The sequence below is a fragment of the Anabaena sp. AL93 genome (genome assembly GCF_001672085.1).
Taxonomy (GTDB): Bacteria; Cyanobacteriota; Cyanobacteriia; order Cyanobacteriales; family Nostocaceae; genus Dolichospermum; species Dolichospermum heterosporum.
Window position 1 is genome coordinate 13,107 of record NZ_LJOU01000085.1, and the last position, 15,050, is coordinate 28,156.

Consider the following 15,050-nt stretch of genomic DNA (forward strand, 5'->3'; position numbering starts at 1 on the left):
ACTCCTGACTGGGCGCAGACCCTGCGCCCCTACTTAGGTGAATCTTGCTGTATCAACCAAAACCAGGAATTAACCGCTTTAAGGCGCGACCAGCGACATCACTATAACGTAATTCTCCACAGAGGATTTTACCCATGATTTGAGCGCCAGAGGGGCGTTTGACACCGACCTTGTAGCCAACACCAGGGAAGCGATAGAATGCCCCTGCTAGTTTTTGCGCCCAAGCCATATCATTTCCCCATTGTTCGTTAATGGCATTGGTATAGTTTTCGAGGGCGTGAATATCACCATTTAAAGCATCGTGAATAAATCCTGCGGCAAGAACGGCGCTAAAAATGGAGGGACGAATACCTTCGGCGGTAAAGGGATCAACTAGACAGGCTGCTTCTCCAGCTAAAACTGCATTTTGGGTATGGAGTTTTTGGTTTCCATCCCAAATACATAGAGGATGACCGTATTGTTTACTAGTTTTGATATCTAAATTAAAAGATTTGGCATATTCATCTAAAATTTTCTTAAAGTCTTGGGGTTCGCCACCCATAAAAGTGCCGACTCCGATAGAATAACAGTCAGTTTTGGGGAAGTTCCAGATATAGCCGTTTTTGACCAAGCCAAACTCAAAGTGAATTGTGGTTTTTTTCTCGACAATTGCCGGAATTTCTGCTTCTAATGCTCCTGCTAATCGGCGTTTGCGTTCTTTAAAACCTAGCCATTTAGCCATTAGACCTTTTGCACCATCAGCGGCGATGAGATAACGACCAGTGACTATGCCTGTGGCTGTGGTAATTTGCCAAGCATCGTTTTTAAATTCTATTCCTCTAACTTCTGTTTTGTCTCGTAGTTCAGCCCCTTGATTTTGAGCTTGTTGGATCAGGAAATGATCAAAAATATCCCGCCGCACCATCCAAACGGGTTCTTTGGTATCAATTTTTGCTTCTACAGGATCGCCTAATTGCCAGGTAAAGCGCAAAGAGTCAGCTTTGGTAGAGATAGCAGGGCTGAAGTCAAAGTCGAACCATTGAGCTACGCTAGGTGACACGCCACCGCCACAGGGCTTATATCTGGGTAGGGATTCTTTTTCTAAGACTAAGACCGACCGCCCCTTCTTCGCTAGATGATATGCGGCTGTTCCACCGGCAGGTCCTGCACCGACAATTATACAATCGTACATAATGACTAATTTTTTGCGTTCTATTTTAACTTAGTTGATTTTTCAGTAGACATCTCCAGAAAAGAATGTAGAGACGTTCCATGGAACGTCTCTACAAGGGTTCTAGGATACGCATATTTAATTTCTGGAGATGTCCAGTATATATAAGGGGTGATGATTTTTTTATTAATTTTTAGTAAATGGAGATTGGGAATTGGGAATTGGTGATTGGTGATTGGTGATTGGTAAAATTCTTACCTGTCACCTGTCACCTGTCACCTGTCACCTTACACAGTGGTGATCTCTTTTTCCTTTTCTACAAACAAGTGGTCTATTTTTTCTGTGTGCTTGTTGGTCAGTCTTTGGAGTTTGTCTTGCTGATCTCGTGATTCATCTTCGGAGATTTCAGCACTTTTTTCCTGTTTGCGAATGGACTCGATAGCATCCCGGCGGATATTGCGAATTGCTACACGACCTTCTTCAGCATACTTGGACGCAAGTTTAACAAATTCTTTCCGGCGATCGCTGGTTAGTGGGGGAATATTCAACCGAATCACAACGCCATCGTTACTGGGAGTTAAGCCCACGTCCGACAGAGAGATAGCTTTTTCAATGATATTTAAGCTGCCCTTATCGTAGGGCTGAATCAGGATGGTTGAAGAGTCTGGCGTGCTAATGTTTGCCAGAGATTTCAAAGATGTTGGTGTACCGTAATACTCCACTTGGACTTTATCTAATAAACTCGCATTGGCGCGACCGGTACGAATTGTATTAAAAGCCCGTTGAGTAGACTCAACGGTTTTTTGCATCGTACTTTCAGCTTCAGCTAATTTCACAAGAACCTCCCACAAGAGTGCCAATAGATTCTCCCATGACTGCCCGGTGGATGTTACCTCGCACCGTGAGGTCAAATACTAAAATGGGGAGATTATTTTCTTTACATAGAGCAATTGCGGTACTATCCATAACTCGCAAATCTTTAGCCAACACGTGGGCGTAGGTAAGGGTGGTAAAACGCTTGGCATCAGGATAAAGTTTGGGGTCAGCATCGTAAATGCCGTCTACTTTAGTAGCTTTGAAAATCACTTCTGCTTCAATTTCTGCCGCTCTTAATGCCGCAGTAGTATCTGTAGTAAAGAAGGGATTCCCTGAACCTGCGCCAAAAATTACCACCCGTCCTTTTTCAAGATGACGGATGGCACGACGGCGAATATATGGTTCTGCTAGTTCTTGCATAGCGATCGCCGTTTGCACCCTTGTCTGAATTCCCATTCGTTCTAGAGAATCTTGCAGGGTCATGGCATTCATTACCGTGGCAATCATGCCGATATAGTCAGCGGTTGCCCGATCCATACCTGCTGATGCTGCTTTAATGCCTCGAAAAATATTGCCACCGCCAACCACGATAGCCACCTGTACACCAGTGGCTATCACCTCTCCTATTTCCTTGGCTATTTCCTCAACCACTTCTGGGTCAATGCCATAGCCTAAGTTGCCCATTAAGGCTTCACCGCTCAGTTTAAGTAAAACCCGTCGGTAATTCGTTCCCATGAAGTTCCGCTTTATCAAAAAAGTTGCAATTGCCTCCAATTTAAGATAGCAGTAGAGTGACTATCTGTGTCTATTTAGGTTGTCCGCCATTTGCATAAAGTCCCAATTTGTTCGGTTTGGTCTGGCTGTATTTGCTGATTTTGCCATCACTCGAACATATCTTGGGGTAATTTAGCGATCGCACTTCGGCTCTTGCGTTGTTTTTATGGTAATTGAGGATTGATTATAACAAAACCCTTACGGGGCAAGGGTTATAAACAATTATGACCATATTTTCAATGAAATGCCTACACAATAAGGCTTTCAATGGTTTTGAACCAGGTTTTCCATAAAAAGAACCGAAGAACCCGCATTTCTTAAATAATCTACTTCCTGGGCTGATGCTGCTTGTGGGTGATCATCTGTAACTGCTCAATAATCCGGGGTTAATCGTTCAAGGACAAGCCCCAAATGGCGTAAAATCTTTCCTGAACAGGTAAGTAATTGGACAAAAATATTTAAGTAATGGGACAGAATTAATTACACAATTGATTTTTCTGTTCCCTGTTCCCTGCGATGCACTGAGCTTGTCGAAGTGTTCCCTGTTCCCTCTCTCAACGAGTGAATTTAATTTTGTCCGACTACTTACAGTCATTGCGAGCGAAGGGAAGCAATCACAACCGTTGGAATTGCTTCATTTCACTTCGTTCTATATGGCTAACGCCACGCTTACGCAATGACATTGTGTAATTAATTTTGTCTCACTACTTAGTCCGTCCCCATTTATTGAGCGGTTACATAATTTTTATTTAAAGCCTTAATATTAAATTAACAAAAAACTGCATTTATCATGACAGATTCTCCGAAAACTTGGACTTGGCAAGATTTTCCTATTTGTTACCAAACTCAAGGGAATACAGGACCCGCTGTAATTCTGATACATGGATTTGGTGCATCCTGGGGACACTGGCGCAAAAATATTCCAGCTTTAGCCGCAAATTGCCGAGTTTATGCAATTGATTTAATTGGTTTTGGGGGTTCAGCTAAACCCAAACCAGGAGAAATTACCTATACCTTAGAAACTTGGGGACAACAAGTAGCAGATTTTTGTCGGGAAGTGGTGGGTGAACCTGCATTTTTGGTAGGTAATTCTATTGGTTGTATTGTCGCTATGCAAGCGGCGGTAATTAACCCGGATATGGCTTTGGGAACTGCTTTGCTTAACTGTTCTTTGCGGTTATTACATGATCGTAAACGTCCAAGCTTACCTTGGATTAAGCGATTTGGTACACCAATTTTACAAAACTTTCTAGCAATTAAACCAGTAGGTAATTTCTTTTTTAATCGTCTAGCTCAACCACCAACAGTTAAAAATATTCTTTTACAAGCCTATGCTAACGGAGAAACGGTAACAGATGAGTTAGTAGATATTTTAATGACACCGGCAAAAGATCCTGGGGCTGCGGCTGTATTTTTAGCTTTTACGGCTTATTCCAGTGGTCCTTTAGCGGAAGACTTATTACCTATAATATCTTGTCCAGTAATTATTTTATGGGGAACGGCTGACCCTTGGGAACCTATTAATTTAGGTAGAGAGTTAGCCAATTTCCCCCAAGTTCAAAAGTTTATTCCTTTAGAAGGTGTGGGACATTGTCCTCAAGATGAAGCACCTGAATTAGTAAATCCAATTTTACTTGATTGGATTGGTGAACTACTAGTACCGTAGGGCGGAATTAAAAATCAACCATTAAAAATAAAAAAAGCTGATTACACAAGCTTTTCAGAAATTTTTAATGGTTGATTGCCCGGCGGCACTAGTACAGAAAAAAAGCAAATTCAGAGAAATTAACTTTAAACTATTAAGACTGATTTTGTGGACTAGGCTAACTTACCACCATCCGTGGCGACGATGACCACGCCAGCCACCACCCCAGCCACCATGCCGGCCACCACGCCGGCCACCACGCCAGCCACCATGACCACCAGATAGAAGTTGCTGTTCTTCTACGGATAGTTCTACAACTAAATCAGATGGGATATTTTGAGATGGAATATTTTGGTTTGACATAATAATTGTTGAACTCAATTAATTTTTTGCTAGGTTTTGTACAACCATGTTTACTTTTATAAAGATATTTCTGATCAATTTAATGATTCTATGGTTAGAAATATTAGTTGATAACTTATATCATTTGATGCAAATAAATCAACTTATTATATAACTAGAGATAGACTCATGCAATTTTATTTAAAGCCTGATGATAAAAAAGGAAAGAGGAGAAAATTAAGCCAGAATTTTGGCATAAGATACTGCTAATATTTGATATCAAGCAATCTATCTGAAAATTTCTCCTCACCCTATAATTACAAAATTGAAACCCTAAGACTATCAAAAATAGTCCAGTTAGATATTTTGCTTATTTAGGAAGAGTATGCATTACCACGCTGGTCATTACGCTCAGGATAGCTATCTTCTCTGGAATAGGGTGTAGGTTGATCATATTGTGGATAGTCTCTGCCACATTTTTTAGGTTTACAACAACAGGGAGGGGGTGACTGGTAACATCCCCCAGATAAAAGTTGTTGTTCTTCTGCTGATAATTCTACAAGCAACGTAGATTTATTATCTTGATTTAACATTATAAGCCTCACTTAGTTGAATTATTTCCGGTTTTAATTTGCTGACAACTTCACTATAAAATCAGATTTCATGTTTTTATTCAACATGATTATTAGCCTCAATTTATGAATAAGTGAATGTTGCCTATACTTCTTTTATAACTATTAATAATTAGAAAAAAATGCCCCCTTAGTCATAGGTTTATATAGCTTAAATTAGTCTTGAGTTATAGTTCTATTTAGACAAAATATAGCAATCTGGTTTGATTCTGAAAACAATACGTAGGCTGCATTGGCGACAGAGTAACGCACCTGACAATACTTCATTTTGATTTGCAACCAAAATTATATTGAGAAACTTATAATTAAAAAAAATCTCCCAAGTTTTCTTGTGGTGCGGGCATCTTGCCTGCTAATAATACAAGGACAGGCAAGATGCCTATCCCACAAAATTGAATCATCTTTTTTGTGGAGTTATCTTAATCTATTTTGTCAAAGGAAGTTATGGAGAAAATCTGGTAATAAATTACTCAATTTATCACCGCTATAACTAATTGTTAGCAATCCAAATGTGAAAGAAAGTGCTATGGTTATTTGGGATAATTTATATTTAGTAGTTTGTGAAGTAGAATCACCTGAAGCGAGAGTTAAATCATTTTTGCCCTCAGTTTCCAGATCGGTTTTTTGGAAGAATAATTTACCATCAGCGAATAAACCTAACATGGGTAAAATTTGCCCACCGACAAGAGATTCTTGTTCTGTATCATCAAGATATCTAAATAATTGATGGTGATTTAATTGAGTATTTTTCAGCATATTATTACTCCTTAGATAAGCAACTAACTAGGTGAACACAATAAAACCAATCTGTGTAAAGAAAAGTAAAATCGCCCAAACCCTCTTCACTCTTGCCTTGCCATAACGACAATTTTCAATGCTAACCTACTTAGTTTAAGTTGAGTGATAGATAAATAAAAACTTTAAAAATATTTATTTATACGGTTAAAAACTGTAAATGCTCTCCGGGTTTTGATAAGAAAGTATCAGGAGTTCCTTGAATTTGGACTTGACCTTTTTCTATGAGAACAATCCAATCAGCACGGTGGATAACGCTGGGACGATGGGTAATTAAAATTGTGGTTTTACCTCTGCGATATTCTAAAAGCCGATCTAAAACATTAGCTTCACTCATAGGGTCTAATCCGGCGGTAGCTTCATCTAAAATCAGTATAGGTGGATTTGTGAGAATTCCGCGAGCGATCGCTAATCTTTGTCTTTGTCCCCCAGAAAGATTCGCCCCAAACTCCCCTAATACGGTTTGATATTTATTAGGTAATTGACTAATAAAACCATCAGCATCAGCAATATCACAAGCTTGAACTATGTCTTCAAAAGAAATATTAGGTGTACCTAAACGGAAGTTCTCCAAAATTGTCCGACTCCAAAAATGAGGTTCTTGGGGAACATAAACTACTTGTTGTCGGTAACAATCTAAAGCAATATCTTGGATATTAAAAAAGCCGATGCGGATATTACCAGAATCTGGTACATATAACCCAGCTAATAATTTAGCTAAGGTGCTTTTACCACAACCAGATTTACCAATTAAGGCAATGACTTTTCCCCCAGGAAGCTGAAGAGAAAAATCATCTAATAAGTCAACTCTACCTGCGTGATGAAATTGGAGATGAGAACAATTAATATCTGCCACACTAGAAATTTGTGCAGTTGGTTTTTGACTTCCTCCGACTACTTCTGGTGTGGCATCAATAACTTCTAACAATCGAGAAACTGCTGTTTGGGAACGAAAATATTCATCAACAAAGCCAACTAATGAGTTAATTAAACCTACAACATTTACTTGTAAAGCATTAAAAGCTAACATTTGACCGATGCTTAAATTGCCTTGAATTACTAACATACTTCCAAAGCCTAGTAAGATAACACCACCAATTGTAGAGATAATTTTAGCAATAGTCCCGTTAATAATTGCTATTTGCACCGTGCTAAAAGCCAGATTAGCTAAACGACCAAACCGACTTTGAAATTCATCCCAAAATTGAGGAGCAGCATTTGTAGTTTTAATTACCTGTGCGCCTTTAAATGTTTCTACTAAAACACCTTGATTTTCTGCTCCTAAGACTAAAAGACTGCGGGTTTTTTGTTGGAGAATGGGTAAGAAAGGTAAGGTAGATAAAGTCATGCAACCAGCAACAAATAAAACGGCTATTGTTAATTGCCAACTATAAAATAACATTAAGCCAAAAGAAATTACAGCGATAAAAAATTGGCTAGGTAAAACAATCACAATCTGTGATACTAATTGGTTAATTTCGCCGATATCTCGCAGTCGGCTAGTAATTTCTCCACTTCGACGGGATTCATAATAATTTAATGGTAATTGGAGAAGTTTACGACCAAATTCTAGAACTAAACCTAGTTGTAATCTTTGTCCAAAATGAGAAATCATTAAGGCTTGAAATACTTGCAATCCTCCGCCAAATAAACTCATAACAACAACAGCGGAAACGACAACAGTAAGTAATTGTACATCTCCACGCACGAGAACATCATCTGTTAATAATTGAATCAAAACCGGAGTTCCTAAAGCTAGTAAACCCAGGACAATATTAATCATTAAAACCTGAGCTAGTAAGCCACGATAGGGTAAAAGCCGACGAAAAAAGCGCGTTATTCCACCTTTTGATTCTTCTTGGGGTTGTTCAAAAAAGCGGTCTGGATCTGGCTCTAATAAGAGCATTACCCCATCCCAAGCATTGGTTAATTCTTCTTTTGTCAGATAACGAATTCCCACAGCCGGATCAGCAATAACGTATTTTTTTCCCTTTTTACCATATAAAACAACCCAATGATAGCCTTGCCAATGGATAATTGCAGGTAATGTAATTTCTGTAATTCTGTCTACAATTTCTGGAGAAGCTTTGACTGCTCTAGCATTAAAACCAAGATTTTCTGAACCTCTTTTTAACCCTAATAATGTTGTTCCTAATTGTCCAGTACCAACAGCTTCTCGACTTTTAATCATACTTAAAAAGCGTCCATAGTGTTTGGTAATAGAAACTAAACAAGCTGCTCCACAGTCTTCTTCACTTAACTGTAAAACACACTGATAATTCTGATGAGGTTTGAAGATATTAAACATAATTATTCAGAAAAATTTAGGTTAATTAACACTTGTATTGGCTTGAGTTATTGCTTAATTCTGTCTACAATTTAATTTATGAATTGGTGATTAATTTGCTTTTTCTGAGGATGAATTGTAGTACAGTTTCTTGACGAGAAATAATATCAGCACGTCCTTCCATGCCAGATTTGAGATAACATAAATGATTACCTTTTCCTAAAAATAGACTTTGTGGTTCAATATTGATTTCGTAAGTAGCTACCTGGGGGGTGCTGATAATAGAGTTATTTTGTGTAGTTGCTAGAACATCTGGTGCAATTGTTTTTACAGTTCCTTTAAGAGTTCCATAGTCTGGATAGGGACAAGATGAAACCTGCATTTGTACTGCTTGACCGGTTTTTATTTTGTCAATATCTTTAGCCCAAACGTGAGCTTTGATGATTAAAGGGGCATCCACAGGAGCAATTTGAGCAAGAGCCTCACTAAGTTGTACAACCTGTCCAGAGTTGCGGAGTTTGAGTTGCATTAGTGTGCCATTTGTTGGGGAGCGAATTACACTTTTATTCAACTCATTTTCTAGTTGTAGTAATTCTTGACGAGTGCGAATTTGTTGTTTTTGCAGCTCTAGACGTTGCTGGATTAATAGTTCCCGTTCTTTTTTTAAAGCTGCTAAATTGCCATCACCTCTGGCTTTTTCTTGCCTAATTCTTTCCGAAGCTACTGTTACACTTGCATTACTGGGATTAATGCCAATTTTTGCTTTTTGTATGTTTATTTGTGCTAATTTAACAGCTTGTTCTTTTTCTTCTTGGAGATTTTTAGAACTAGATTTGGCTTGTTCTAATTTGGCTTGAGCAGACTTAACAGCCTGTTCTTTTTCCTCGACTAAATTCTGAGATATTGCTCCCGATTGAGCTATATTCTGCAAGCGATCGCGCTGTAATATAGCCAGCTTTAAACCTGCTTCTGCTTCTTCCACAGTGGCTATTAATACCTTTTCTTTTTGTAATCTTGCTAGTTGCTCCTTTGCTAAATTTATAGCTACTTTAGCTTGTGTCATTTCCGCACCGGTTTTAATTTGCTGATCTTTATAGTTGCGTTCAGTGCCAGTTAATTCGGCCTGTGCAGCCATAATGGTACGGTCATTTAAGTTAGTCTGAGCAATTATTTGAGTATTGATTTGATTAATTTGAGCATCAATTTGAAGAAGTTGTAATTGACTTTGCTGAATAGTATTTTGCAGTTGTTTTTTCTGAGATTGGAGTTGGGAGTCATCAAGATAAGCAATTATTTCTCCCTTGCTTACTACCTGATCTTCTTTAGCTACAATTTTTTTAATAGTTCCCGTCATTGCAGATTCAACTAACCGTAATTCTCCCAATGGTCGGATAGTTGCAGGAACTTTAACTGTGATGTTGTAATAGAGAACAGATGTGAGACTCACAGCAACTACAAACATCGTAATCATCACTCCCCCACCAAGATGAATCCATTTACCAATATGGGGGAGAAACTCATTAGTTTCTAGTATATGCAAATCTTCTGTAGTCGAGTTATTTAAATTATAGGGAGAATTGTTATTTTGACTCTGTAAGGAGTTCACGGTATTACACCTTCTATTAGGGCTAAAATAGTCTGATCTAAGATAGAAATTGCTAATATCATGCAATCAAACATCAACTATCTCAGGTAATAAATTATTAGGAATAAAAACAAGCAAACTTCTGTGTTCACATCATGAAAAATAATTGGATGATAGGTTATAATCTAGTGAAGGGGGTAGAGATAGTTCTTCCGCTGTTGTGTGGGAATTGCTTTCTCAAATCTTTAACGCAGATCAAGCATTAAGAAGAAGTAGGGAAAAGCTCAAACTTTCTCAAAGTCCTCACTTACATTGAGCAAGCCTTTATCATTTCCCTTACCCCCTTTTGTTCTCGCAAAAGGTGTTGACTAGTACAGGTTGGCGTAAATAAACCAACCATTCTAAGTAGGTGGGTGTTGAAAATTGTCGTTATGGCAAGGCAAAAGGCAAGAGGCAAGAGGCAAGAGGCAAGAGTGAAGAGGGTTTAGACGATTTTACGTTTCTTTACACAGTTTGGTTTTATTGTGTTCACCTACTTAAATCCTCCAAAAGCCTATACTGTCTTCATTTTGACTTTTGACTTTTGACTTCCGCCTTGCGGTACTAGCCGTGCGGAGTGGTGGAAATAACTAACCATTAAAAACTCACAAAAAGCTGGTGCAAGTTGCTTTTTGAGTTTTCATGTTTCAATTTTTCCATCCCACTCTGCCGCACCAGATTACTCTTGCTTTAAGATTAGGTAATTTATAGGCTGACTAGCCCATATCTACACAAGAATCCCTAGAGATCCAACTCCACCAGTAACTGGAGGAGTTGGAACTGCGGGTACAGTCGTTACTGCGGGTGCAGTTGTTGCTGTTCCATCACCTGGTAATACGGCTGGACCTAAAGCTCCGACACCAGCAGGAAGCTCTGCACCTAAACCTAAGAAATCTTGTCCCGCAGTCAGGATAGTATTAGACTTACCTGCGGAAGTAGCACTGCTACCTTGAGGACCGGAGACGCTTGATCCCATTAAAAGCGATCCTTTGTTAGCGTAATTACTAGCAGCTAGTTCAAAGTCAGCCCCACCAGTCACTATTTCTTGCTGCTGATCAGATAAAGCAACAATCAAATCGGATGCGTCCATTTGATTTAACACAATTATTAGCCTCACTTACAAAATTAGGTGTTTCATCACCTAACAACTCAACTATAAGCATTGTTGCCTAATAATTCATAAACCTACAGGTAGAAAGTAAAGTTTGCAAATTTACCTCTAAAAGTAGAGACAAAATAGGTTGTAATTATTAAAATAGTATTATTAATAATAAAGATAAATTCTAGTTCAATAAAACCTGCACGATTCTGCATAGTATTTATTTTTTGTTTTTCCAGAGAACTCTGAATATATATATTCGTTAAGGTTGACAATCAACAAAAAATTAAAATATCTATATTTTTAGATAAGTAGGTGAACACAATAAAACCAAACTGTGTAAAGAAATGTAAAATCGCCCAAACCCTCTTCACTCTTGCCTCTTGCCTTTTGCCTTGCCATAACGACAATTTTCAACACCAACCTACTTATCTCTAATTTTATAAATATCATTTGGCTATATCAGGAATTAATTAGTAACCCGATAGTAACTGATTCAATAAATAGGCACAGGTGGCACTACCGATAGGAACTGTTAAATTATCTATTCCCAGAAAAGAAAAGGCTTCTAAAATCGTAGCGATTGAGGCAATAATTAAAGAAACTATCCAGGTTTGCCAAATACTACCTTGGGTAACAAGTAAAATGGTTACACAAATAAAATAACTGATTAAAGTCACTGTTAAAGAACCTTCCCAGCTTTTTTGAGAACCGAAAACTATATATTTATGTTTGCCAAACCGTTTCCCAATTAAAGCAGCTAATCCATCTCCCCAAGCCATAGTCATAATTCCTAAAACAGCATATTGCGGTTGGTGTAAATGCCAAAAAACACCTACTAAAACACCGATACTCACAGCATAGAAAAATGTTCCCAAACTTTGACGACCAACACTATTAATACCAGGAAGAATGGGGAATTGATAAGATAATAAGGTGATGATACTCGCAAAAACTGCCGCTGTAATTCCCACATAAGCAGGAATATCTAACCACCAAGCAATTAAAATCACATTACCTGTGCCAATATGCACGATTTTACGAATGATTTCTGGTTCGCTATCAGTAAAACGACTAACTACCCAAGCAATGCAGATAATCAATCCTACCCAAGCCGCAGCGGTGGCAATTGGCAGCGACAATGGGGAAAGGGTTTCTAAGCTCATGAATGTGTTAAACAATGAGGAAATAGGGGTATTTTTAACTTTAATTCTACTTTATGGGATTTGGATATGGAAATATTATTGATTTGGCTAATTAAGGGTTATCGCTTATTTATTTCTCCCTTATTTCCCCCTACTTGTCGCTTTCAACCTACTTGTTCTATGTATGCGATTCAAGCTATTGAACGGTTTGGGGTATTTCGGGGTGGTTGGATGGCTATCATGCGGATTTTACGCTGTCACCCTTTTCATCCAGGAGGTTATGATCCTGTTCCAGATGCGAAAGCAAAATCTTGTTGTGAACATGAAGAGTGATCACGGATTTAAGGGATTACTGGATTACACGGATGCTTTTGGTAAGTAATTGGACAAAAATATACTCAAAACGGCTTGATTGTTTGATTCTAAAGGTAGGGGTAAAGCAAAATCTCATTGGTGTCAATTTAAGCTCAAATCTCTACCACATCTCGTTCCTAGTCTCTGACTAGGAATGCAGTTGATGAGGCTCTGCCTCACGGCTACCATGAGACTAAGCTCAAGGTGGTCTGGTCAGCACAGCTTGCCTGATTACTCTTGCAAGCTCAGTCCCTTTAGGGCTGGGTTACTGACTACTTAAGCATAGTAGCCAAACTATAAGCAATTTTGTGTTTTATAATTATCATTATATCATCATTGCTATCTGAACATATTTAAAATCTTGTAATCTCTTGCTGGTACTGAAGTCTGAGACTTAATGAATATAAATTTTAGGTACTAAATTTTAGTTATTTGAGTTTCCACCATAAAATTACCGCAAGAGCCAAAATATTTAATTATAATCAATTCATCTTCCAATTGTTCAATTACCTCAATATTGGTGATATTTGCTAACTTTTCTAGTAATTCATTATCTGAATCTTTATCACCACCATAATATGAATAATCGGCATTATCAATCCATCTAGTTTTCACATTTTTAATGAGAGTTTCAGGTTTTCCTTGTAGCATTCCCTGGGCAATCATTTTTTCTTTTTCATCTTCACTAATCTCCGAAAGTTTTGTCGCAGATGCAGGTGGATTTGATGGTGGTTCTGTTGGGGATAATGTTTCATATCTGATACTATTATGTGCAGGATCTGGATTTCTTTGACCAGTTGTTGTTGTTGTTATTGTTGTTTCAGTGAGAACAATTGCTTTCACTTTTGCTTCAGAATTGACAAGATAAACAGGATAAATTGCTTTAATGATTTTTCCCTCATCATCGTACCCTTTTGCGGCTTCGTGATAATTGAAACGGAAAGGCGCACCTTTACTTTCGAGACTCAGAAAAGCTGGTGGATCTGCAAGGTTAGCACGTTGCAGAAATATTAAAGCGTTGTTAATTGATTGCTGGATTTCAGTTTGAATATCTTGGTTTAGAGATGTAAAATTAAGGTGGAGTTTTTGACAAAGGTGATCGCTCAATTCTCTTATAGTTTGCTTAAAGTCGTCTTCTTGCCATTTGCCAGGAACAGGATATTGAACTTTTCCCTGTGCGAGATTTGCTGCTTTTGTCAGCAGTTCTGAAACTTGTGATAATTGACTTTGTATATCAAATATTCCTAGCTTCTGAGAAAACAAGTTTAGCATTTCATTTAGCATTCCTGATAGTAATTCTATTGAAATTGTGTTTTCTCCTCGCATGATTGCCTGTCCACCAATCAGAACAATAGCCGAGATATCAGCTTTAATATCATTGACTTTTTCTCGACGTTGTTGCTTGAGTTCTGGGTTGCTTGTTGCCATCAATGTAAACAAGCTATTTGCTAAAGGATCAAGATATTGCTCTTTGAGAGTTTTATATTCACCTGTCAATACATGATGCTGGGGGCGATCGCTTGTTCCATCGTAATGAGTTACTGTATTTTGTTTGACAGATGCTAGTTGTGTTAAAAGTCTGCCCTTGCTTGCTTCTAATTCAGCTAAATTTTGAACTATCGTTTGATTCTCTTTTTTGAGAGTTTCAATTTCCTCATTCTTTCTATCAATTTGTTGATGGTAATTACTTATTGTATTATTCAATTCTTTCTGAAGAGTTTCAATTTGTCCTTGATACCTTCCTATTAAAGGAGAAAAATTGTTTCTCTCTGCGGTAATCCTGGCAAGTTCTTTATTTAGTGATTCGTCGTCTCTATCCCAGTCTTGACAGATTTTCTCTAATTTACGATTTTCACGATTTAGCGATTCATTATCTTGTTCTTTTTCAGTTAGTTGTTGGCGCAATTTCTCTTTATCATCTAATAATCTGTTGATTAAATTAAGTGCTGGCTGAATATTTTCGTAAGCCACTTTTATCTCTGAATATTCAAACTGTGTGTCAGGTTGCCCATCGTAAATAGCACATAACCAGTTATAAACCAGCAGAAGTTTGTTGTATATTTTTTCGTTTGTTCGAGACATACTTAGCATACTTTTTAATGTATTTTTTGCTTGATCTATAAGTTCAATTTTTTTCTCTTTTGGAAATTGTTCAACTTGTTCTTTTGTTTCTGGCTGTGAGTTATTTGTTTCTTGAAATTCCATCATGTATAACCTTCCTTATTCAATCGAGTAGGTAGAAGAAAATCGCAAAGCAGTGTTGTAAGTTTTTCCTGTTTTGATATCTATAGCCGTGACAGCAATCTCAGTTTTACCAAAATTCATGGAAACTTCCACAGGGCGATCGCGTGTTCCTACTGTTGAGGAAATATCAACATCTAATTCAC

At 37.9% G+C, this 15,050-nt stretch carries 12 protein-coding genes; 2 read left to right on the forward strand and 10 right to left on the reverse strand.

The window, feature by feature from the left end; all coding sequences use genetic code 11:
* Positions 1–52: 52 nt before the first annotated feature.
* The 3 genes from AN486_RS20100 to pyrH form a co-directional block, all read right to left on the reverse strand.
* Entirely contained in the window at positions 53–1,171 is a 1,119-nt protein-coding gene (locus AN486_RS20100; protein WP_290602287.1) for a geranylgeranyl reductase family protein, read from the reverse strand.
* A 266-nt stretch (positions 1,172–1,437) separates the two neighbouring features.
* On the reverse strand, positions 1,438–1,986 hold the full coding sequence (gene frr / locus AN486_RS20105; RefSeq protein ID WP_190381985.1) for a ribosome recycling factor: 549 nt from the start codon (positions 1,984–1,986) through the stop codon (positions 1,438–1,440).
* Positions 1,973–2,701, reverse strand: a complete 729-nt coding sequence (pyrH, locus tag AN486_RS20110) for a UMP kinase (protein ID WP_027403325.1) — start codon at positions 2,699–2,701, stop codon at positions 1,973–1,975. Before pyrH ends, frr begins: the two co-directional genes overlap by 14 nt.
* A gap of 829 nt (positions 2,702–3,530) precedes the next feature.
* Here pyrH and AN486_RS20115 point away from each other — a divergent pair.
* Positions 3,531–4,406, forward strand: a complete 876-nt coding sequence (locus AN486_RS20115; protein ID WP_290602289.1) for an alpha/beta fold hydrolase — start codon at positions 3,531–3,533, stop codon at positions 4,404–4,406.
* A 162-nt stretch (positions 4,407–4,568) separates the two neighbouring features.
* Here the strand turns inward: AN486_RS20115 and AN486_RS20120 are convergent, their stop codons facing one another.
* The 6 genes from AN486_RS20120 to AN486_RS20145 form a co-directional block, all read right to left on the reverse strand.
* Positions 4,569–4,748: a hypothetical protein gene (locus AN486_RS20120; protein WP_053537915.1), complete on the reverse strand. Its 180-nt coding sequence runs from the start codon at positions 4,746–4,748 to the stop codon at positions 4,569–4,571.
* Between the two features lie 1,043 nt (positions 4,749–5,791).
* Positions 5,792–6,115, reverse strand: coding sequence for a hypothetical protein (locus tag AN486_RS20125; RefSeq protein WP_053537917.1), 324 nt, complete (start codon positions 6,113–6,115; stop codon positions 5,792–5,794).
* A 178-nt stretch (positions 6,116–6,293) separates the two neighbouring features.
* Positions 6,294–8,462 carry a peptidase domain-containing ABC transporter gene (locus AN486_RS20130; protein WP_053537918.1) on the reverse strand — a complete coding sequence of 723 codons (2,169 nt, stop codon included), beginning with the start codon at positions 8,460–8,462 and terminating at the stop codon, positions 6,294–6,296.
* 76 nt (positions 8,463–8,538) lie between these two features.
* Positions 8,539–10,047 carry an HlyD family efflux transporter periplasmic adaptor subunit gene (locus AN486_RS20135; protein WP_053537919.1) on the reverse strand — a complete coding sequence of 503 codons (1,509 nt, stop codon included), beginning with the start codon at positions 10,045–10,047 and terminating at the stop codon, positions 8,539–8,541.
* Positions 10,048–10,792: 745 nt separating this feature from the next.
* Positions 10,793–11,167, reverse strand: coding sequence for a CTB family bacteriocin (locus AN486_RS20140; RefSeq protein ID WP_053537920.1), 375 nt, complete (start codon positions 11,165–11,167; stop codon positions 10,793–10,795).
* A 470-nt stretch (positions 11,168–11,637) separates the two neighbouring features.
* Positions 11,638–12,330, reverse strand: a complete 693-nt coding sequence (locus AN486_RS20145) for a diacylglycerol/polyprenol kinase family protein (RefSeq protein WP_053537921.1) — start codon at positions 12,328–12,330, stop codon at positions 11,638–11,640.
* 66 nt (positions 12,331–12,396) lie between these two features.
* Here AN486_RS20145 and yidD point away from each other — a divergent pair, with 66 nt between their 5' ends.
* On the forward strand, positions 12,397–12,642 hold the full coding sequence (gene yidD, locus AN486_RS20150) for a membrane protein insertion efficiency factor YidD (RefSeq protein WP_053537922.1): 246 nt from the start codon (positions 12,397–12,399) through the stop codon (positions 12,640–12,642).
* A gap of 438 nt (positions 12,643–13,080) precedes the next feature.
* Here the strand turns inward: yidD and AN486_RS20155 are convergent, their stop codons facing one another.
* Complete coding sequence (locus tag AN486_RS20155; protein ID WP_053537923.1) at positions 13,081–14,871, reverse strand: hypothetical protein; 1,791 nt, start codon at positions 14,869–14,871, stop codon at positions 13,081–13,083.
* Between the last annotated feature and the right edge of the window lie 179 nt (positions 14,872–15,050).